Source organism: Lacticaseibacillus jixianensis (genome assembly GCF_003946485.1).
In the GTDB taxonomy this organism is placed as follows: domain Bacteria; phylum Bacillota; class Bacilli; order Lactobacillales; family Lactobacillaceae; genus Lacticaseibacillus; species Lacticaseibacillus jixianensis.
The window spans coordinates 221,625-243,998 of the sequence record NZ_RHOJ01000001.1 but is presented as its reverse complement, the minus strand read 5'-3'; the positions used below and the strand labels follow the sequence as shown (position 1 = coordinate 243,998).

The window sequence follows — 22,374 nt, the reverse complement described above, 5'->3', positions numbered from 1 at the left end:
CACGCAAGGTCTTGGGCTGGAAGACACCAGCTGAAGTCTACCTAGGTAAAAAGTTGCACTTGATTTGACAATTCGTCACAATAAAAGATCCCCGCTAACTTAGCCCTCAATCGGCCCAAGTTTGGCGGGGATTTTGACGAGGAGCATAACATGTTCCCGCCAATCGTATCCTTTGTATCTCCCGAAAATGCCGTTAAATCGACGCTTCGGTTTCAACTTATATGTACTTTTATGTACTTTTTATTCCCACTCGAGCGTATCTTCAGCGGCGCCAACCCGCGTCACTACAGACTTTCTACGCCTCAGCTGCCGTTTTGGCGGGGAGTCTGGCGGGGCTTAGTTGGTCGTACTTCACCGCCTGATTCCCCACGAACCGCACCTGATTCTGACCCGCTGTCTTGATCGTGATATTACCCGCAATCTGTTCCGCGATCTCTGCATCTAGCCCGCCCCACAAGTGCGAGTAGTGCTTCAGCGTGATTTCAGGTGACGAGTGGCCTAAGCGCTTAGACAACACCAGCACCGAGACGTTGAACTCATTGATGAGATACGACGCGTGACTGTGGCGCAGCCCTTTGCCTTCGACTGGATGCACCTGCGCCAACTTGGCGTAGCGGTGGATAATCCTCGAGATCGTGGACTTGGTCATCGGCAAGCCATCGTAGGTCATGACGAAATCATCTACCCCACCCAGACCGAAACTATGCTGCACCTCGCGCCAGCGCCGTAGAATTGCCACGGTGTCATCATCAAGCGTCAAGATGCGCTTGCCGCTGTCTGTCTTCGTGTAGTCGTGGCGCTCCCAGTCATGCCGGTTCTTCATCACCAGCATGTGGTCAACGTGTAGCTGCTTCTTGGCGAGATCAACATCTCGCCACCACAGCGCCGTGCCTTCGTTGACGCGCACGCCAGTCAGGAAGTACAGCCACAACATCACGAAGTTCAGGTGACCGTAAATGTCATCAATGCAGATTTGCGCGATGACTTGTTCAAACTCAGCTTTCGTCCAGAACGGCACGCTGCTTTTGGCCTTAGGAATCGCCTTGACCCGCTTCGACACATTGCTGGACAGGTACTGCATCTGCACCGCATGGTCAAGGGACTTGCGGAAGCAGCCGAACACCAAACCAGCATAGCCTTGCGAGTAGCCCGCACCGCCGTCTTTTTCATCCGTGAGCAGCCACGTGCGGAAGTTCTGCACGTCGGTGATATCGATATCGCGCAACAGCTGGTCGCCAAAGCGGGCGATACAGATATCAAAGCTGCGATTACGGACAGCGAAGGTGCTTTCCTCCACGTCGGTTTTGTACGCTGGGATATACGCGTCTTTCATGAACTGGCGGTAGGTCATGCGAAAGTTCGTAAACCCATGCGCCTCATGATATTCACGCTTTACCCGCGTAAGTTCCTTGTTCGCCGCAAACGCAGTGTTGAATGGCATTCCTTGACTGTCCTTCCGCCCTTTCTTGCGGACGCGCTTGCCACTCATCTTATCGGTGCCCAACTCGGTTTCATAGTAGAAGTTACCTTTGGCGTCTATGAATACGCCTGGATATTTGGTTTTACTCATTCTCAACAGCTCCATTCATCGGTGACCCGAGAATGGACTCAACGACAGAACGCGGCACGCGCCCTAAGTTTCGGTTGAGATACAAGGGATAACCCTTTTGTACCATCCTTTGCTTCGCTTGTCTAATAATATTGCGCGCGGTGTGCTGCTTAAAACCTAATGCCATCAGATCTTGATAGCAGACAAAACTCTTATCCAATTACGTCACTTCCTTCTCATTGATTGAAGTGAGATAATCAAACCAGATAGGACCCAAATCTTATCTGTGAAGGGTGACTACTTGCTTTGGTCGGCATAGTCGCTCTTTTTTGATGTCTCACTCGGTTCTGAATCCGTCAAAACGCCGTTGCGGTGATGCTGATAGTGGTGAATCAAGTCCCAGTGGCGTTGCGTCAACTTGCCGCCGTCAATAATCGCCTTCAGCTCAGTAGTGCCATTGTACTGATCAATCAGCTGCAACATCTTCAGCGACGGCGCGACCTGCTTCTTGAGCCAACGGGTAATGTGCGCGTAACTCAATGGTTCAGGATTGTTAGAAAGTCGCAGCTTGTCGCGATAATTGCCGATGAAAGCATCCCAGCGCGGATCTGTCGCCCACTGACTCTTCGCTTTGTGACTCGGCGTCAAAAAACGCAGGTAGCGGTTGATGATGCCGAACACAACTTTCTCTGGATCATGCTCTGCCAACAAATTCTTAATTGCCGCAGCGGCGCGTTTGCGACGTAACCGGACTTCAAAGCGTGTCCGTATCGGCTGATCTTCAATCGCAATCTCAGGGTGCTTCTGGTGTTGCTCAAAAGCCTTGTCGTAAATACAGAAGTACACTTCACTTTGCGGCGACCCCAGATACAAGGTTCTGCCCGATACCTTCCACTGCTTGGTGCGATTATCTCGGAAACCATGAAAACGTGAGGTGAATTCATCACGGTCACACTTCTCAATCAAGGTTGGTACGTCAAGCAAGCCATTGCGATCATTGATGGCGAGGTCAACTCGGGTGAAATGACCGTCAAGCGCAATGCAGGTCTCCAAGAAGTCGTACCAAGTCCGGTTCTGTTGGCGCAAATACGATTCAACATAGCGGCAGCCTTGGCCTTTCAACTCAATCATCGTGCCGCTGTCTTCGCTTGGATCATAACCGTTCGCATTCACATCTTGATATGGCGACAGCAACACGTCGATTTCACCACATTTGAAAGTTGCCGCGTAACCATAGCGCGCACCTTCTTTGAGATTGAAGTGATTCAGGTTAATCTGGAACAGCTCTGTCACAAGTTCTTCATAGTCGTGCGACTTGAAGGTAACACCCAAATAATCAATACAGACGTCAATGTTGTTCTGACCGGTCAGTGACCGCAGCGCCAACGTCAACCGCAATCGCGCTTGCTTGTTAATCGGATTCTTCCCTGTCAGCAACTGGTTCAAATGCGACCGACTGTAATCAGCCGTCTTCGCTAATTGACCTTGAGTAATCTTATGCGTGCGCATCTCATCATGAAACTGGTTTAGCCAGTCGGTATTCGTCATTCCGCCGACTAAGTTCAAATCTTTCAGCATGTTAGCTCCTTTCGAAGCAGCCTGACAGCAAAGCCGCCTTTCTGCGTGCGCAGAGTGGCTTGCCACCGGCGCTTTCGTCCTACTTACGTGTATTTTGTCTCTAATATTTGCCCCCCTATTAGAGACCGGGGGCTTGTGGCGGCCGGCTAACGCCGACCGCTGCCGCTCGCGCTAGCGGCTTTCGCGCTGCACGCCGCGCACGGCGGCATACGTTGCAAGACCCTTCCGGAAGGTCTGTGAGAACTTTCGCTCTCACCATATACAGACGGTTTGTAGGACGCGATTTGAAACAGAAACGTTTTTTGTTACACATTCTTAACAATGATTAGTCGGTAACAACTCACAAATCAATAAAAGATCTCCCTTACAATCAAGGAAGATCTTTGAAGTTGATTCAATATAAAACTGATTAAATGTGTTTAACGTCATAGCCTACTCTACCCATACTGACGCTCTTTATATACCTCGTACGTAACCATTTGCAGCAATCGAACATAGCCTTGGATACTCTTGGCGGTGATTATTGAATTGTTCGTAATCGAGTTAAATTTTATTGATAGCGTTGACAGCGAATCTCGCACCTTTCGGATTACCCATCCGGTGTCAGATGCCCGTAACGATCTCAATGACAGGATTGAAATACGAATACTTTCGGCTCTAGTATCTTCTTCCTCCCGGCGAAAAAATTCTTCTGATGAAATTGAATAGCTATCACTCCAAATCGCAGGACTGCTGGAGAAATAACCAAATATTGGTGCTCTATTAATGCTATCAAGAATTGCTTGACTCCAGTCCTGGTCTAATTCACGGAAATTTTGAATTCGAAATAAACTATAAATCTGGCGGATTACGATTGGATTAGCATGCCGAAAAATAACTTCGATAAGATTATCTAGTCTCATGCCATTATTTCTCAGCTCTGATCCAGAGCTATCAGACTCGTCTATTTTTGTCACGTATTCCCAAAACTGTTTCAACAAATGCGATTGTGCGCGCCCCGCGACATTCTTTTCCAAAACCTGACGAGAATCTATCTTCCAAGGTGTTTGCTTTAACCAATGATCATCCAAAATTCCACGATTTCGTTTCAACAGAAGATTAAACAGTCGGGATGAAAGAAGCTCAAGTTTAAATTCAGATTTTGAATCAATGATTCTTGGTGTCTGCTTCCGAATGGCATGAAATAAAAAGGACACTCGTCTCTCATCTTCCTGTGCATGGATAAATTCGCTATCCAAGATGGCCATCCAGTAAAAATAGAGTGCCGCTTCTGATTCAGAATCAACACAACGAAAGAACTCTGTAAATGCAAAATTTACAAATTCCTGTTCATTACTTCTCGGCATGCAAAAAACAGTCTCAAGATAACGTGTTGTAATTTGGAGGATTTCCTCACGGTAAGATGGCATGTCAAAGTAGTTTTTCAAAAACACTTCGTAAAAGAGCGCCCCATCAGAAAAGCCTTTAACTTGTTTGTCAGCAGGCAAACTCATGGAAGCTAAGAATCTTTGCCACACTCTAATCCGTTCTCGCGAGTCAGTCTTGTTATCCGTCAGCATTTGTCGCCGAAGACGATACTTTATTCCATTCTGCGATGACTCTGTCCAGTCCATCAGCCATCTTATGGAAATCCATAGTAATCGCGTCATTGTTCCCAATCCGGACAAATAGCATATCAGTAGCAGCAACTTTAGATACGGCACAGACCAAAGTAAGGTTGGAACAGCCATTAGACACACGCTAATAAATACTTGGCGCAAGTTGATCACCTTATTTATCAGTACTGCGCGATCCCAACTATCCGATTGTACCGTCTCAAGTAGTAGAATCACTGTTGGCAATAATACAGCTACAAAAATTCCTGCTACCGTCCCCAGTGATGACGAATCAAAGATAACTCCCAATAGATTGTCTATTTCTCGAAGATCTTTCACACTTCAATCCTCCACTATTTTCATTTGCCCTCCAATCAATCCGCTATCATTATCTTTGACTCTTGATATACATCAAATATTGGCACCACCGAATAACTGTAGCTAACACTTACACCTTTGTCTTCATCTATTTCAAACAAAGAGATTTCCTCAGAGCCATGATTCTGATACTGTCCATCTAGTGATGGCCCATCCGTCTTTATTGCATCAAGCGTATACTCGATTCGTTCAACCTTTTGAATACCTCGCTTCATAGGGAGCATATTCCACTCGCTAAAGATAATATCATCACCATTCTTGTTCTTACCAGTCAGGGCGTTTCCCTGGGCCATGTTTGCCTTAACAATCGTCAAGGCACTTTTTACAGCCTTCTTATTCTCAGGCGCATTATACTTTCTCAGTTGCCGCAAGTATTCTTGGTAAAACACTCGATACATATGCGTAACCAAGAGCTCAGTATTATCCACCAACAATTCGATACCATACAGCGAAGTCAAAGCTATCAATGCATTCTGCTCAAACTCTTTTATATGGCTACTCATCTGGCTTGCCAGTTCCAGTTTCCGTGAGAGAATCTCGGTTAAGAACGCTCCTTCCCCTGCCGCAGGTTCAAGAAATGTGGCTGAGAGTGAATGCAAAGCTGGTTGTATTTCCGGCTGATTTAACATTTCATTTACAATACGATGTGGCGTGAAAACTTCTCCATGAGCTTTTACCCGCTGGCTAGACTTAATTAGTCGTTCGTGCACCATTAGTCCATCTCCTGAGCTCTTTTTTGAATAAAGTCTATTTCATTAGCTTCAAACTGATACTTGTTAAATAATTGTTCGTCGATACTTGACACAGAAACAGACCAATCGATATCGGAGTTATTTGAAAAATCTTGAATTGGGACTTTTGCCCACTTATCAGGATTATTATCCTGGGTGATCTTAAGAACTCCCAGTAAGATTCGAACAAATTTTGTCTTCACATACTTAAGTGCGTTCTTCGCCTCTTCTAAGCTATCAAATGCGCCGATACCAATGAAGGATCGAGTATAACCGACATTTGGGCCTCCAATTAGCGGGCTGCTTAGGGCTTCTCCCAAGAATCCACTCCCATTTGATTTAGGCAACATCACCTTAAATTTGTATAGATTTTCACTATCCTGATCAATGTATTTTCGATCTACGTACTTGTATAACCGTTTATTTGAGATTAAGCCTAAAATGCTCAGATCGGTATCCGTTTTTTTGGAATCATGAAAAATCGGAAGTTTTGAGAAGATATTACTTTCCAAGCGCCGATCTCTCCCGCCGCTACTAATTTCTTGCTTCGAATCAGGATACTCTTTGTACAACACATCCAAATTAAGCTTGTTTTGAGAGTATATAATCTGTCGAATATCGCCAGTGACATCAACGTTTCCACTAACTTTTTTAAGAATCGACTGCAACTCCGGATAAGCAGTGAACGTTTCAATTGCTCCAAAATCCTGAGATTCATCTCGAAGAGTAATCACCACTCCACCTTTGATATCAGTCCTCGGAAAAACAGCGCTACTGTCTTGCTCGTACAAAATCACTTTCAGATGCTTATCACTAAGCATCTTCTCATTCCAATCTTTAGGCGTGGCACCTGCACCAAACAAGAATCTGGCTGGTGTGATAAGAACTGTCTTCGGTGCAAGCTCATATGACATATCCATGAACAAGTGGTAAATCGGCTTGTCACTTGAGCTTGTCCCTCCAGCCTGCTCTTGATATGGAGGGTTCCCAATCACTACATCAAACTTCATATACTTGAACGCCTCCTTAATCTTCTTCACGCCAGCATCGATACTTTGCCGTGCTGTTTCAACAATTTCATCTACATACACAATGTGCGTTTGGTAGTGTTTATAACCGGTTAACGTGCGCTCAGCAATCGTCTTTGCCATTGGCGTTTTAGCTACCGCAAAGACATTCCGATCAAGAATATCGGCCCATAAATCTTCCAAGTCTTGCGCAGAGAACTTACCCGCGGTAACTTCATTCAGCTTCTGAAATTCCTGGTAATACAGTGAAGTCGCCACATACAGTGGGTACAGCCCAGTCTTTGAGTTTATTTCGAGAATATGAGCATCATTACTGAAGATCTGATTAGTGAGATCCGTTGTGCGCCATTCGGCAATCTGTTTGCCATCCTTAGTTGAGTTCTGATAGGCATCATCAAAGAAGGAGTAGCCACCAATCGTCTTACCGAGTTGCATATTAACCACTCGCCACGGCGTGAGCACAGTTTCCTTGTCTGGGTTCTTGAAGGTACTGAAAACATCGGCAATCTGCAAAGTTCGCTCAATCGGGTCCAGCTGATCTAGTTCCTTTACGCGATGGCGAATTATGCGTCCTGCTTCAATGAACACTTCGGGGTCATAGTACTTGGAAATCTGACGGAACTTGTCTTTGGTAATCCCTTGCGGCATGAATTCCGACCAAGATTGAGCATCAACCAAATCCACAAACTTATTGATGTCAACGTTCTGGTCGATATCAATATCCATCCCGTAAATCATCATCGGAATACGAATTGAGATACCACGCAGGACTGAAATCATCGATTTACGTTGTTTCTTGAGCGCATTCTTACGGTCAATATCCGCCTGTTCCTCTTCAGAACGCTCCTTCTTCGGCTTTTTTTCTGCCTGAATAGCCTTTTCGTACTGTTCATCATCTAAGCCCTGATGATTCACGTCAATCGTATCCGGCTTCTTTTCAGCCTTACTCTGGCCGACAATCGCCTTGATATCGTTGAACATTTCCAGGTCAGAATTGGTTAGCTTCAACAGCTCATCATTGTACAGAGAATCGTCATCAAAGCCGGACTGAACCGCTTTTTCAGCATAGACCTTCTTCAATTGCGTCAACAGCGTATCAACTTGATACGCCTGCATACCCTGACCTTCTTCACCGATAATTGGGAGGAAGTTCAGCAGCTCACCGAGTTTTGCCCGCTGATCAGAGGTTTGCAGTTTCCCGACACCGGTACTCATCTGCCGAGACGCTGCCATCACTTTCAAAGCACGGTCCGGTGCAAAGTCAAAAATATAGCAGTTCGTCTTACGACCGAACTCTTCATCTTCATAAGGTGTCTGCGCACGAAAGGCAGCCTGCAAGTACTGCATGGCACTATTGGTATTCGAAAGGAATAGTACCCCTGTCCACGGCTTAATCGTGACACCAGTGGTCATCTTGCGCACAGTCAACGTAATGGTGTGCGTACGGGCCGGGTGATCCGTAATGGCATCATTTACCCGCTTCAAATCCGAATCGGTAGCCGTAACCACGTTGTCGCTTGTATCCTTGTCAACGATATTCACGATTTTATAGAAACCAAACACTGGATGGTTTTCTAGCGCCGTCTTCATCGCCTTGGCCGACTTCACAGACGGCATCAGCCACAGGGTGTGGCGTAAATTATTCCGGAACTCCAAAGTTGAGAACGGATAGTTGGAACGTTCATCACGGCTTGAGATATTATCTAGAAATCTGTTCACCTTATCAGCATAGACAAACTTACCGGTCTCATCGTCAACCTTAAAGAACTCACGGAAGTTGAAGGACTTATCGTCATCAAGAAATTCCGGACTCTTGAACCGATTCTTGATTTCGAAAGTGTACATCGAAACAGACGGTAACCCGACATAAGGATTGCGCTCACCATTAGGATGCTCACTGTCCCAGGAATACTTGGCCTGCTGCTCCATTACATAGTCCCATGTATAGACTTCATCCGCATCATACTGATCGAGTAAGTTGAACGGTGTCCCGGATAGTTCCAGCACCCGCGTATACTTCGGCGTGACAACACCATCGATTACCTGTTGGGCAAGATCTGTCTGTGTTCCTTCATGGGCTTCGTCGATGATGACAAGGTCCCATTGAGTATCTTTCACTAGTTGGTTCTTGTCTGCAACCGTGCCGCCAAAAGCCTTGGAGCCACGAAGATCCTGGATACTTGCGAAGTAGACGTATTTCTCCGCTTCACGTTGTAGTGCCTCCAGAGATAAATCTTGGTCACGTTTAGAACCATACTTGTATCCTGATTCAGGCATGCCGATTTTTTCGAAGTCGTCAAACCAGCCCTCTGCTACCACAGGGCGGTGCGTCATAATCAGGACTTTGGCATAGTTCTCCTTTTTGATCAGTTTCAGTGCAGACAGGGTCTTGCCAAACCGCATCTTCGCGTTCCAAAGCATCTTATACTTGGTCTTGAAGGTATTCGCCGTTTTATCAACTGCATCCTGCTGTTCTGGACGTAGCTCAATCTTACCCGTTGCCTGAACCGGCCCATCAATTGACTCGCGACCATTCTTGACGGCGGCAATCGCCTGCTTCACTTGATCGGCACTAACCTGAAACCACTCTTTTGCCCCTTGCTTCTCAAACGCCGCGTCACGCTTAAAGCCCGACTTTAACAGGACCCGGTGAACATCATGATCATCAAACCAGGTATCCGATACTTTGCGGTGCGCTAGTTCGACCCAATCAAGATTGTATGGGACACCAGAAGTCTTCATGTATTGGCTAATCCGATGATGTGCCTCACTTCGAAGGTAATCACTGTTCGGCGACCAATCTTTCTCAAGATCCTGGCTGGCTGTGGTTTCGCCCACCTTCTCAAGGCCGGTATAACGTGGCCAGTTGCCATCCGAATTGTCCCCTGAAAGTGAGTAAATCATATGGCGCTCAGATGTTGTATACAGACTTCGTTGAGCCGGTTCAACAAATGGCTGGATCTCACCTTCATAGTCACAATATGTTTTGGCGAACCAGTACATTAACTGAATCACCTGTTGCAGTGCTGCAACACCGTCTTGCTTGTTATATTGTTCAAGTGTGTGTGACGCTTCATTACCCGGCTGCTTGATTGCGTACAGCAAATCTACCAACTGCTGATTCAACAGATGGTGATACTTCACTGTCTTGAGATTCTGCGCGAACGTCGCATCATTGTCCATGTAGTTCTGATCTAGGATAAATTTGACAACATTCTCTGCAATCTTGCGCGCAGAGGTCAGCTCGGACGCATAGTTTCCTATTGCGTATTCCTGTTCAAGGAAGTTCGCAGCTCGGAAGTAGCCCATACTATCCTCGTTGCCTTGCAAGAAATCAAAGTTGCTACTCATTAGTTACCCTCCACCAACATCGGTATCTGTCGTTGTCCAAATTGATTTCACTCATGATTTAAATACATCACTAACTCACAAGTTGCTTTCGCCGGTCACTTAATAGTTGTCCGCGTATGCTATTGAAAATCCCCGGTTCGATTTGCTGAGCAGAGGCAATCATTCCCAACATGCTTTGCCTCAACTTTTCTTTTTCATTGCTATCATCCATCTTTCGATAGCTAGTCATCGAATCAAGTATTGTCCTCCTCACTCGATTCGGCACTGATAGTGTGTTTTTCTTTGAAATTACGATACCTGTTAGAAGTTTAGGCTTTTCCAAAGGGTACTCTCGAACCTTCTTGGTTTTTACGCGAAATCCATATGCCCTTACAATCTGACACGCCCGACTTAACAGTGCATCTTCATTAAAAGAAGCCGCACAAGAAAACGCAATATCGTCGACATACACAGTAAATACCAATCCAAAGTCCGAGGCCAGTTGCTGCAATTCCTCCAGCATTTTTCGATTAGCGTAAAACGCAATAACCATACTTGTTGGAGATCCTTGAACGATTGCACCGTTCAACATACATAACTCTGTACATATGCTGGCAACATCACCAGGTTGCCTCAAAATAGTATGAAAAAATTGAAAAACTGGTTCCCTCTTACAATTATCAAAAAAGCCACTGATGTCCAATTTTATCATGTCACCGGCAAATTGATGGGGACGAACATTATCAATTACGCTCTTTCCCAGTTCTCCCGAAATAAGCCAACTTGGTCTCTCGACTTTTCTAAGATACTTATATAGAGTTTTTTGAATTCGTTTTAGCAGTGGTGAAGGGCCATGTACAGTCCGAGTTCCTCCACCTTTCTTCTCCAAGTCAAAGATACTGTACTGCTCATTCATATTTTTAGTGAGATCGCGAATTTCACGAGCATTAGTACCAAGAAGCTTGAAAAGTTTGCTTTTTGAACGGCAACAATACAATGCACATTGATTGAGATTATAACGTTTTCGTGACTCGCTCGGCTTCATCTATACTTCTCCATATTTTGCCAAGGTTTTTAACATCATCTGACGGACAAATATTTTACCTTTTCCTTCTTCGGAGAGCTTATCCTGCTCTTCTGTAAGAAGAACAATTGTCGACAACTTCATATTAAAAACTCGCGCATAAGACTCAAGAATCTGAAGAGAAGGCGTCTTCTTGCCATTCTCTATTTCTGACAAATAGCTTGCAGAGAGATCTAACTCCTTGCTCATATCCTTTGCGGAGTATCCAAAAACCGTCCGCAATTGCTTTAGAGTCTGACCATACATGATATTTCTCCTTTCATCGTGTAAAAAAATAGCAGGGACTGCTTCGCCTCCCCGCCGCTAAAACCAGCCAAGGCTGGCACCAATTTTATGGAAAAGGTTAATCACTCTTAAGATAACCTCCAGTGTGTGAATCAGAAACACTGCCCATTTTTTAGCCTCACGGCGGTTCGAAACACGCTTCTCCAAATGCAACTTATTTTTTTCTTTACGAGTCATCATTGACAACTCTCCTTTCCAGCCGCTTTAGCGACTCCCCTTAGAAAGGTCTGGTCTTTGGAGAAGCTGATCCCTGCAATTTCGGGCCTGAGCCCGCCCCTTGGGCTCAGGGCCGGGCGCCGCCGGCAGGCGACGTCCAGGCTCTGCGTCCGGACAAGGGATAGACTCCATCAATGAGTCCTCGAGCATAAGTTCTGCTCCATTTGCAGTAGGGAATACCAATAAGTTGATAAGCTCAGTATACGCCGTTTTGCCATATAGTCAAACTTATTTCAGCTGTCAGCGAATTTATTTTAACTCATATTTTTTTAACACCTGGGTAGTGTCGTAAAATCACAAAAATCCCCGCCAGTCCAGCCCTCATTCGGCCCAAACTTGGCGGGGATTTTGGCGGGGAACGTAACATATTCCCCACCAATCGTATCCATTGTATCTTCCGAAAATGCCGTTAAATCAACATTCCGGGTTCAATTTACATGTACCTTTTATTCCCACTCCACGGTTGCGGGCGGCTTGCTCGTGATGTCGTACACGACGCGGTTGACGTGGCCGACCTCGTTGACGATGCGCGCAGAAATTTTCTGCAGCACATCCCAATCGATGCGGGCGAAGTCGGCGGTCATGCCGTCGATGGACGTGATGGCGCGGATCGCGATGGTGTAGTCGTAGGTGCGGCCATCCCCCATCACGCCGACTGAACGGAAGCCTGGCAGGACGGTGAAGTACTGCCAGATTTTCTCCTGCAGCCCGGCCTTGGCGATCTCATCGCGCAGGACCCAGTCGGATTCGCGGACGATCTCCAGCTTATCCTTGGTGACCTCACCAAGGACCCGGATGCCCAGGCCGGGGCCAGGGAACGGCTGGCGCCAAACGAGGTCATGCGGCAAGCCCAGGCGTTCACCCAGTTCGCGGGCCTCGTCCTTGAACAGCTTGTTCAAGGGCTCGATCAGCTTAAACTGAAGGTCCTTCGGCAGGCCGCCGACGTTGTGGTGCGACTTGATGGTCTGCGCGGTATCGGTGCCGGACTCGACCACGTCGGTGTACAACGTACCCTGGGCCAGGTATTCGATCCCATGCAGCTTGCGGGCTTCATCATTGAAGACCTCGATGAAGTCGCGGCCGATGATCTTGCGCTTTTGCTCCGGATCGGTGACCCCTTTAAGGTCGCCCAAGAACCGGTCCGCCGCGTTGACCTTGATGATCTTGACGCCCAAGCGGCCGTTCAGGCTGACCATGACCTGGTCCGCTTCGTTCTTGCGCAGCAGGCCGTGGTCAACAAAGATGCAGGTCAGCTGGTCGCCGATCGCCTTGTTGAGCAGCGCTGCGACGACCGAGCTGTCCACGCCGCCGGACAGGCCGAGCAGGACTTGCTTATCGCCGACTTCGGCGCGGATGGCCTTGATCTGGTCATCGATGAAGTCACCCATGTTCCAGTTGGCCTGCGCGCCGCAGACGTCGAAGGCAAAATGGTGCAGGATCTCGTGGCCGTACCGGGTGTTTTGCACCTCGGCGTGGAACTGAATCCCGTAAAATTTGCGGGCATCGTCGTCCATCGCGGAGATCGGGCAGTTCTGGGACGTTGCCGTCACGCGGAAGCCGGCCGGCGCCTTTTGCACCAAGTCGCCGTGGCTCATCCATACGGTCTGCGTCGTCGGCAGGTCCTGGAACAACTTGGCCGCCTGGTCGGTGACGGTGATGTCCGTCTTGCCGTATTCGCGGTCGGCCGCCGGTTCCACGTCGCCGCCAAGTCGCTGGGCCATCAGCTGCATGCCGTAGCAGACGCCCAGGATCGGGATCCCCAGGTTAAAGATCTCGTCGTCCACGCCAAGCGCGCCATCATCGTACACCGAGTTTGGCCCGCCGGAAAAAATGATCCCTTTTGGCGCGATTTTGCGTACTTCTTCTGCCGTGATCGTATGCGGTTTGAGCTCGGAATAAACGCCGAATTCACGGATGCGCCGCGTGATCAACTGATTGTACTGACTGCCATAATCGAGGACGATAATCTTGTCGTAGTCCTGGCTCTGGTTTGCCAAGTGTGCCCACACTCCCTTGTGTTGAATTGTTACTACTATACGGAAAAAACTGGTGCCGGTCAATTCTCGATGAGAAAAGCCTCATCAGTTGAACTTGCGCAGCTCGACCTGATCGATCAGATGGTTCGCCGTTTTGTGCAAGATCACGTCGGCGCGGCTCTTGGTCGGCAGGATGTACTCGTTCAGGTTCTTCAAATTGACGTCTTGCCACACCTGCTTGGCCATGGCGAACGCGTCCGCGCGGTTGCCGATCGCGTACTGGTAATAGTAGTTGGTCGGGTCGGTGAACGCCGTGTCCAGCAGCATCCCGAACCGCTCCAGGTACCACTGCTCGATGTCCTTGGGATCGGCATCGACGTAAATGGAAAAGTCGAAGTAGTCGCTGATGTAAATCGGCTGCTGGCTCGGTAGCTGGAGCACATTGATACCTTCGACGATCAGGATGTCCGGATGGTCGATGACCTCCTGCTCGCCGGGCACGATGTCGTAGATCTGGTGGCTGTACTTCGGCGCCCGCACGACCCCGGTATTGTTTTTGACGTTGTTGAGAAAATGAATCAGCAGGTCCATGTCGTAGCTTTCCGGGAACCCCTTGCGCGCCAAAATGCCGCGCTTCTCCAGTTCGGCGTTCGCGTACAAAAAGCCGTCGGTGGTGATCATTTGGATGCGGCGGTCGGGATAGGCCCGCGACAGCAGCAGCTGCAGCAACCGGGCCGTGGTGCTTTTGCCCACCGCCACTGAGCCGCAGATCCCGATGATGAACGGGTGGCTGTGGTACGGCAGGCTCAAAAACTGGGCCAGCGTGCGCTCGTCGTCTTGGTAGTCCTTGTAGCGGATGTGGATCAGGTGGCGAAGCGGCGAGTAAATCGTCTTCACATCGTCCATGCTGATGACATCGTTCAGCGAGCGCAACTGCGCCAGCTCATCATCGGTGACCGAGGCAAAATTATGCGCGTGAAAGTTCGCCCATTCCGTGCGGCTGAACTTGTAGTAGTTCATTTCGGATTCCATAGCTGCTCCTTGATACTGATTTACTCTCTAGTGTAGCGCTTTCCCCCGCGCTTGCCAAAGCGTTTCGACAAACCAAAACCACCCGTAAGCGCCGGCCTGGCCGGTGGTTGCGGGTGGTTTGCGGGTGCTTTAAAGTGCGGCAGCGACCGGCATCTCGTCGGTTGGCCGCGTCAAGGCCACAAGCGGCTGAGCATGGGTCACCTGATCAGTGTCGATGCGGTTAACGGCGCCAAAGGCCGGGGTGTTCGTCACGACGACCATCACCGTCGGGTCATAGCCTGCCGCTTTGATGGCGGCAATGTCCGCCGTCCCAAGCACATCGCCCAGTTGGACGTGCTGGCCTTGGGTGACGGCAGTCGTGAAGTACTGGCCACCTAGCTTGACGGTATCGATCCCGAGGTGGATCAGCACCTCTGCCCCGTTGTCCGCTTTGATCCCGTACGCGTGCATCGTTGGGTAAGCAACCGTGATGGTGCCGGCGACTGGCGCATAAATCGTGTCGTCAGTCGGCACGATGGCGGCGCCCTTGCCCATCATCTGCGTCGCGAAAACCTGATCGTTCACCGCCTTGAGGCTGATCGGGGTGCCGGAGACCGGCGCGGCGATCACCTCATCGCCAATGGCCGAAGCCACCGGGGCGTCCGCTGCGGCAGCAGAATCGTCAGGCGTCTTCGCCATCACCCGCTTGCCGTACAGGAAGGTGCCCGTGAAGGCCACCACGATACTCAGGGCGATCGCCAGGAAAAATGGCGCGTAATACTTCACCGGAAACGAGATAAAACCGATCAAACCGGCCGCCCCAAGCGCGCTGGAGCGAATGCCGAACAACCCGACGATGAAGCAGCCCACGGCACTGCCAATCAGGGCAATGAAGAACGGGTAGCGTTTCTTCAAGTTGACCCCGAAGATCGCCGGCTCAGTGATCCCCAGCAAGGCGGAAACGCCTGAGGACGAAGCGAGCCCTTTTTCCTTCTTATCCTTAGTCAGGAAGAAAATCGCCAGGCACGCTGCACCCTGCGCGGCATTGGCCATGGAGGCGATGGGGAAGAAGAAGTCCCCGCCAGTTTTGGCAATGTCGGCCAGCAGCTGCGTCTCGATCGCCGGGAAACTCTGATGCAGCCCCGTGATAACGATCGGTGAGTACACCAGCCCGAAGATCGTCGAACCCACAAACCCGGAGGCATCGTACAGCGCGACCAGACCGTTGGTCAGCCCATCCCCGACCAAACGCAGGACCGGCCCGACGAAAGCGACGGTGATGAACGCCGTAAAGATGATGCTGATCATCGGCGTAAAGATGAAGTCCAGGGTCGCGGGCATCTTACCGTGCAACCACTTTTCAACCGTCGCCAGGATCAGTACCGCCACCAGCACAGGCAGGACTTGGCCTTGGTAGCCGGCTTCGGCAATGTTCCAGCCGAAAATGTTCCAGTACGTCATCTTGCCCGTCGCCAGGGCGTTGGCCACGTCATAACCGTTGACCAGGGAGGGCATCACCATGATCATGCCCATTGTCGCGCCCAGGAAGGCGTTGCCGCCGAACCGCCGCGCGGCCGAAAAGCCGAGCAGGATCGGCAGAAAGGCGAACGGTGCTGAGGCAAAGGTGTTGACCATCCCCGCAATGCCACTGATGCCGGGATACATGTCGACCAGCGACTTGACCCCGAACAAGCCCGGCGAGGTCAGCACGTTGTTAAGGGCCATCAGCAGCCCACCGGCCACCAACGCCGGGATCAGTGGCACAAAAATGTCGGAAAGCACTTTGACTAGCGCCATTAGCGGGTTATCTTTCTTTCCGCTGGCCGCGACGGTCTTCAAATCATCCGGTGTGGCCTCCTTGAGGCCAGTGAGCTTGATCAGCTCAGCGTAAACCTTGTCCACATCCCCTGGTCCAATAATGATCTGGTACTGGCCATTGACTCTGAACGTCCCCTTGACGGCCGGATTGGCATCCAGGGCCTTTTGGTCGATCTTGTGCTCGTCTTTGACCACGAGCCGCAAGCGGGTCGCACAGTGCGCGGCAGCCGCAATATTATGTTCGCCAACCTGAGCCAGAATGTCTTTGGCCGCTTGTCGATGATCCATGATAATTCCCCCGTTTCTATTGCTTGTTTGGTGAGCTCAAATTAAGTGTAAGCGTCTCCGAAATAATTGTCAAACGTTTATCATTTTGCGCGGATGGCCTTTCATTCTGTGTTAAAATATAACTGTTAGCGTTTAACAATTCAGGAGGTAATCACGTGATCAAATGGGATCAGGCACAGCGGTACGCCCCTTATCAGAGCTACTCGCCCGCCTACCTCGCCGGCTTGCAGAAACAGCAGCGCCAGTCGGCATGGCATCAGGGCTACCACATTCAGCCCACCAGCGGGCTGATCAACGACCCCAACGGCTTTGCCTACTTTAACCATCAGTGGCACCTGTTCAAGCAGCAGTTTCCGTTCGGTCCGGTGCACGGGCTCAAGTCCTGGGGCCACCTGACCAGCGCCGATTTGAACCACTGGTCAGACTTGGGCACCGCCCTCACCCCGCATGCCCCGTACACCACGCATGGTGTCTACTCGGGCTCGGCGCTACCAGTCAAGGACCGGCTATTTCTCATGTACACCGGCAACGTCCGGACCCCAGCCGGCGGGCGCAAAAGCACCCAGCTGGGGGCGTGGATGACGAAAAATGGCCGCATCACCGAGTTGCCTGCACCATTGATCGCGGCGCCACCGTCTGGCTACACCGCCCACTTCCGCGACCCGCAGGTGCTCAAGCACGCCGGGGCCTACTTTGCCCTGATCGGCGCACAGCGCACAGACCGCAAGGGGCAGATCCTGGTGTACAAAGCGCCCGCGCCGACTGGCCCATGGCGGCTGATTGGGCCGCTGGATTTCGGTCGCACCACGCTGGGGTACATGATCGAATGCCCCAACCTCACCTTGGTCGACGGCAAGGTGGTCTTGCTCTTTTGCCCCCAGGGGATGGATCAAGCGGTTTGCCCCTACCCCAACCGCTACCCGAATACGTTCGTCATCGCCGCTGGCATCGACTGGCAGCGCGCGGCGTTGATCGCTCCGGGCCCGCTTCAACTGCTCGATGGTGGCTTTGACAACTACGCCGCCCAGGTCGCCCGCGGCCCGCGGCGCGAAAGCCTCGTTGTCAGCTGGATGGGCCTGCCAGATGTGACCTATCCTAGCGACCAGGAAGGCTGGCAGGGCTGCTACAGCCTCGTGCGCAGGCTGCACATCCAAAACGGGCGCCTGACACAAACGCCACTTGACGCCCCGCTGGTGGGGGCCCCTTTTGCGCCGCTGCGTGATAAACTGAACCTACAGGAAAAGCTCACCATTAGCATCCCGGCGACACGCTCGGGCCGCATTAGGCTGGGCAACGCACAAGAAGGCCTGACGCTGGTGGTCGATGGCACCGCCAACACCCTGATGATCGATCGCAGCCAAGCTGGGGTCCCGTTTGCCGAGGACGCCAAGGCGACGCGGACCCTGCACTTGGATCCCGGTCCCCATACGTTCACGCTGTGGCTCGACCACTCCAGCTTTGAGCTTGCGGTGGACTGCGGCCAGGCCTTTGCGTCCGGCCGGATTTTTCCCCGCGATCCGACACACTGGCGACTCTCCTGTGATGCCGCACTGGGGGCCAATATCAGTGGCCAGCGGCTAGCGTTTTAGGCGAAAGGAGCATGACAATGGCAAAATTAGCGGACGTCGCGGCCCTGGCCGGCGTGTCCATCACCACCGTCTCACGCGTGATCAATGACTATGGTGCGATCTCCACCAAGACTCGCAACAAGGTGCACGCAGCCATGAAGACGCTGAATTACCAGCCGAACTCGCTGGCGCGCTCCTTGCAGGGCAAGCGCACCAAACTGATCGGCCTGATCTTTCCCGGCGTCAGCAATCCCTTCTTCGGTGACCTGGTGCAAAGCCTCGAAAATCAGCTGTTCGCTCAGGACTACCGCGTGATCCTTTGCAACTCGGCCAACAATGCCGCCAAAGAGGCCGCGTACGTCAGGATGCTACTAGCCAATCAGGTCGACGGCATCATCACCGGGACGCACAATCTGACCATCAAAGAGTACGAGGAAATCGCCGCTCCGGTGATCTCTTTTGACCGCCACCTCGGGGCCACCATCCCCATTGTGTCCTCGGACAACTTTGAAGGCGGCCGGCTAGCCACCAACGCCCTCGTCAAGGCCGGCGCGCAAGCCATTTGGATCGTGACCGGCGCCAACCGTCCGCTCAGCCCGACCAATGAGCGCCTGCGCGGCTACCGCGAGGTGATGACCCAAAACCAGCTGCCTACCCACCTGCTTGAACTCCCCTTCAGCATGGCCGCCCCGCTTAAATGGGCCAGGTTGCGCCAGCTGCTCCAGGAGCAGCGGCCGGAAGCTGTATTTGCCACCGATGATCTGACCGCCCTGATGGTCGAAGAGATTGCCCGCGGCATGGGTCTCAGTATTCCTGGTGACCTCAAGATCGTCGGTTATGATGGCACGGCCGCTGTCCGCGCCACGCATCCCGGCCTTGCGACCATTGTGCAACCGATCCCGGCCCTGAGTAAGTTGATGATTGAGCTGCTGATGAGCCGCATCGAAGACGAAGCCGTGAAGCTGGACCCGCAGTACATTTTGCCCATCGAGCTGCATGCCGGCACCACGCTGCTTGGCGATTAGAAAAAAAGGGTTCACAGCGCTGAGTCGGCGGCGCCGTGAACCCTTTTGTGCATAAAGATGTTCAAAGATTTTGCTAAGCCTCTCTGAAGCCGCTTTCATTTTTTGATCAGGCCCTGCTACACTGAGGTTTCTATCCCAACCCGGAAGGAAGTTTTTCCTCATGAAAATTACCGCCTTCGGAGTGCGGCCGGACGAGCGCCAGCACCTCGAACGATGGACCCGGCAGCGGGGCGATCACTTGGTGCAAACCACCGCGCTGCTGACGCCTGAAACAGTGGCCCAAGCGGCAGGCAGCACCGGCATCACCAGCTTTCAAACCGTGCCTTACGAAGCCGGCGTTTTTAACCGCATGAGCCAGTTGGGCATCAAGGCGCTGGCCCTGCGCAACACCGGCACCGATAACGTCGATTTCGCGGCCGCCGCGCATTACGGAGTCCGCGTCACGAACGTCCCGGCCTATTCACCCAGCGCCATCGCCGAGTTTGCCCTGGCGGACATGCTTTACCTGCTGCGCCAAACTGGACGTGTGCAGCGCGACTTGCACGCAGATTGCTACCAGCAGGCGACGACCCACATTGGCCGCGAGCTGCGCACCTCAACCGTCGGCGTCATTGGCACCGGCCGCATTGGGAGCAGCCTAATCGCCAGTCTGAACGGCCTCGGCGCCACGGTCTTAGCGTTCGACCCGCACCCTTCAACCGAGCCGCGGCTACAGTTTGAGCCGGTGTCGTTTCAAGCACTGCTCCGCCGCAGCGACATCGTCACCCTGCACGTCCCTGGTACCCCGGAGAACACGCACCTGATCGACGCGGCCGCCATCGCACGAATGAAGCCTGGCAGCCTGCTGATCAACACCGGCCGGCCGAACCTGGTCGCCACGACGGCAGTGATCGCCGCCCTGCAGTCCGGCCACCTCGGCGGCGTGGGGATCGACACGTTCGAACACGAAACCGCGGACCTGCTCGCCCTCGAGGCTGCCGGGCACTTCACCGACCCGCAGTGGCAGACCCTGCTGGCGATGCCCAACGTCATTTTATCCCCGCACATCGCCTACTACACCGAAACGGCGGTCCGCAACATGGTGGACACCGCGCTGCAGGCGCTGCATGACTTGACCGAGCGGCAAGCCAGCGACTGCGAAGTCTACCCGGAAGCCGGGATGCAGCAAGCAGAGTGACTAGGATGCAAAAAAGCAGCGCGCCCCCCGTGACGGTGAGGCCCCGCTGCTTTTTTGCGTTAGTCTACTGGCACCGGGACGATCCAACCCGCCGAAGCTGCAACGTCGCCGAACTGAATGCCTGTCAGCTCATCGTACAGCTTCTGCGTCATTGGCCCGATGCCGCCGGCGCCGAATTGATGCACCTCGCCGTTGTAGGTGATGCTGGCGATCGGGGTGATCACGGCCGCCGTGCCGCACGCACCGGCCTCGCCAAATTGATCCAAACGATCAATGGGAATCTGGGTCTCCTCGGCGTCCAGACCGAACCGATCCCGAGCCAGCGTCAGCAGCGACCGCCGCGTGATACTTGGTAGGATCGACGGCGACTGGGGCGTCAGGAACCGTTTTTCATCCTTGGTGATGCCAAAGAAATTGGCGCTGCCGACCTCTTCAATGTAGCGGTGCTGAATCGGGTCCAAGTAAATCGCATCCCCGAAACCGTGCTCGTGGGCGTACCTCCCGGCCTGCAAACTAGCGGCGTAGTTGCCGCCGACCTTGCTTTGACCCGTGCCGTAATGGGCGGCACGGTCGGCGTGATCGGCCACCATGAACTTAGTTGGCACCATGCCGCCTTTGTAATACGCCCCCACTGGCATGGCAAAGATCGTGAACAGGTATTCCTTGGCCGGCGCCACCCCGATGTTTGGGCCGACACCAAGCAGTAGCGGCCGCAGATACAGCGTTGCCCCGGTGCCATATGGCGGGACGTAATCCGCGTTGGCCGCAACGACCTGCATGGCCGCGTCCAGAAACTGCGCGACCGAAAGCGGCGGCATCAGCAGTTTTTCTGCTGAATCATGCAGCCGGTTGGCGTTCAGTTCCGGCCGGAAAAGCTGAATGGTGCCACTTTTCGTGCGGTACGCCTTCATCCCTTCAAACGCGGACTGACCGTAATGCAGCGCGGGGCTGCCGACATTCAGCGTCAGCACGTTGCCTTCAACCAAACCGCCCTTGTCCCAAGCCCCATTGCGGTAATGGGCCTCGTAGCGATGCGGCAACTCCATGTAATTAAAGCCCAGCGCGTTCCAATCGATCGATACAGTCACGTTAGTCCTCCCTTTTTTGACCCGACAACATCCGTGTGCATCTTAGCCGATATGCCGCGATGACTCAAGGCCTCTTGTCATCAAAGCTGACATGAAGGCGCACTTTTCCGCAAAAAAACCTAAGCCGCAAAAAGGCTTAGGTCATTGGCGCGTGAACAACAGACGCTGCCACGTCGTTAATCGATCGGGATCTCAGGCATGGCTGCGCGGGCGGCCTTGTTGGCGGCGGTGCGGGCGGCGTAACCAGCCTGCAGCTGTGCGCCCAGCGGCGTATCGGCTGCGATTGGCGGCAATTGTGTGCCCTTGGCCACCACAAACGTCATCAAGCTCCACGCCGCCAGGTACTGCTCGCCCGTGTCCAGGTCCTCACCCACCATCCGGGTGAACACTTCGATCGAGCGGTGGCCAGCGCCGGTGACGAAGCTTTCGTAAGTAAGCGCGTGGCCGATCAGCACCGGGTTCACGTACACCATCCGGTCCAGGGAGCCCGTGACCATGTGGCTGCGGGCGAAGCGGTGCGCGGAGATGCTGGCGGTTTCGTCCAGCCATTCCAGCGTTTGCCCGCCGAACAGGCTGTCGTGCTCGTTCATTTGACCCTCAAAAATCCGGTGGGTCGTGACCGATAACGTCTCAGACATTTTCATTACTA

At 52.2% G+C, this 22,374-nt stretch carries 17 protein-coding genes; 3 read left to right on the top strand and 14 right to left on the bottom strand.

All coding sequences use genetic code 11. The features are described from left to right. Positions 1–295: 295 nt before the first annotated feature. The 12 genes from EKM85_RS01090 to EKM85_RS01040 form a co-directional block, all read right to left on the bottom strand. Positions 296–1,570 carry a tyrosine-type recombinase/integrase gene (locus EKM85_RS01090; protein ID WP_125584426.1) on the bottom strand — a complete coding sequence of 425 codons (1,275 nt, stop codon included), beginning with the start codon at positions 1,568–1,570 and terminating at the stop codon, positions 296–298. Then, positions 1,563–1,769 (bottom strand): DUF3173 domain-containing protein, encoded by a 207-nt coding sequence (locus tag EKM85_RS01085; protein WP_033572650.1) that lies wholly within the window; start codon positions 1,767–1,769, stop codon positions 1,563–1,565. Before EKM85_RS01085 ends, EKM85_RS01090 begins: the two co-directional genes overlap by 8 nt. Positions 1,770–1,846: 77 nt before the next feature. Continuing rightward, complete coding sequence (locus EKM85_RS01080) at positions 1,847–3,127, bottom strand: replication initiation factor domain-containing protein (RefSeq protein ID WP_125584425.1); 1,281 nt, start codon at positions 3,125–3,127, stop codon at positions 1,847–1,849. 437 nt (positions 3,128–3,564) lie between these two features. Further along, a complete protein-coding gene (locus EKM85_RS01075; protein ID WP_125584424.1) occupies positions 3,565–5,061 on the bottom strand; it encodes a hypothetical protein in 1,497 nt (498 codons plus the stop codon). A 35-nt stretch (positions 5,062–5,096) separates the two neighbouring features. Continuing rightward, positions 5,097–5,813, bottom strand: a complete 717-nt coding sequence (locus EKM85_RS01070; RefSeq protein WP_125584423.1) for a DNA methyltransferase — start codon at positions 5,811–5,813, stop codon at positions 5,097–5,099. After that, positions 5,813–10,210: an Eco57I restriction-modification methylase domain-containing protein gene (locus EKM85_RS01065; protein ID WP_125584422.1), complete on the bottom strand. Its 4,398-nt coding sequence runs from the start codon at positions 10,208–10,210 to the stop codon at positions 5,813–5,815. The genes EKM85_RS01070 and EKM85_RS01065 overlap by 1 nt, the downstream gene beginning before the upstream one ends. A gap of 70 nt (positions 10,211–10,280) precedes the next feature. Beyond that, a complete protein-coding gene (locus tag EKM85_RS01060) occupies positions 10,281–11,234 on the bottom strand; it encodes a reverse transcriptase family protein (protein ID WP_125584421.1) in 954 nt (317 codons plus the stop codon). Beyond that, positions 11,235–11,519, bottom strand: a complete 285-nt coding sequence (locus EKM85_RS01055; RefSeq protein WP_125584420.1) for a helix-turn-helix domain-containing protein — start codon at positions 11,517–11,519, stop codon at positions 11,235–11,237. A 57-nt stretch (positions 11,520–11,576) separates the two neighbouring features. Then, a complete protein-coding gene (locus EKM85_RS11410; RefSeq protein ID WP_164510623.1) occupies positions 11,577–11,738 on the bottom strand; it encodes a hypothetical protein in 162 nt (53 codons plus the stop codon). Positions 11,739–12,220: 482 nt separating this feature from the next. Then, positions 12,221–13,771 carry a glutamine-hydrolyzing GMP synthase gene (gene guaA, locus EKM85_RS01050; protein WP_125584419.1) on the bottom strand — a complete coding sequence of 517 codons (1,551 nt, stop codon included), beginning with the start codon at positions 13,769–13,771 and terminating at the stop codon, positions 12,221–12,223. 84 nt (positions 13,772–13,855) lie between these two features. Continuing rightward, positions 13,856–14,782, bottom strand: coding sequence for a type I pantothenate kinase (gene coaA / locus EKM85_RS01045; RefSeq protein WP_125584418.1), 927 nt, complete (start codon positions 14,780–14,782; stop codon positions 13,856–13,858). 129 nt (positions 14,783–14,911) lie between these two features. Then, entirely contained in the window at positions 14,912–16,867 is a 1,956-nt protein-coding gene (locus tag EKM85_RS01040) for a sucrose-specific PTS transporter subunit IIBC (RefSeq protein WP_125584417.1), read from the bottom strand. Between the two features lie 155 nt (positions 16,868–17,022). On the opposite strand from EKM85_RS01040, the gene EKM85_RS01035 reads away from it, so the two are divergent. The 3 genes from EKM85_RS01035 to EKM85_RS01025 all read left to right on the top strand — a co-directional run bounded on the left by EKM85_RS01035 (position 17,023) and on the right by EKM85_RS01025 (position 20,637). Further along, complete coding sequence (locus EKM85_RS01035; RefSeq protein ID WP_164510622.1) at positions 17,023–18,456, top strand: sucrose-6-phosphate hydrolase; 1,434 nt, start codon at positions 17,023–17,025, stop codon at positions 18,454–18,456. 17 nt (positions 18,457–18,473) lie between these two features. Continuing rightward, positions 18,474–19,460: a LacI family DNA-binding transcriptional regulator gene (locus tag EKM85_RS01030; protein ID WP_125584415.1), complete on the top strand. Its 987-nt coding sequence runs from the start codon at positions 18,474–18,476 to the stop codon at positions 19,458–19,460. Between the two features lie 160 nt (positions 19,461–19,620). Beyond that, positions 19,621–20,637: an NAD(P)-dependent oxidoreductase gene (locus EKM85_RS01025; RefSeq protein WP_125584414.1), complete on the top strand. Its 1,017-nt coding sequence runs from the start codon at positions 19,621–19,623 to the stop codon at positions 20,635–20,637. Between the two features lie 59 nt (positions 20,638–20,696). On the opposite strand, the gene EKM85_RS01020 is transcribed toward EKM85_RS01025, so the two are convergent. Next, positions 20,697–21,725: a branched-chain amino acid aminotransferase gene (locus EKM85_RS01020; protein ID WP_125584413.1), complete on the bottom strand. Its 1,029-nt coding sequence runs from the start codon at positions 21,723–21,725 to the stop codon at positions 20,697–20,699. A gap of 176 nt (positions 21,726–21,901) precedes the next feature. After that, on the bottom strand, positions 21,902–22,363 hold the full coding sequence (locus EKM85_RS01015; RefSeq protein WP_164510621.1) for an acyl-CoA thioesterase: 462 nt from the start codon (positions 22,361–22,363) through the stop codon (positions 21,902–21,904). Positions 22,364–22,374: the final 11 nt, after the last annotated feature.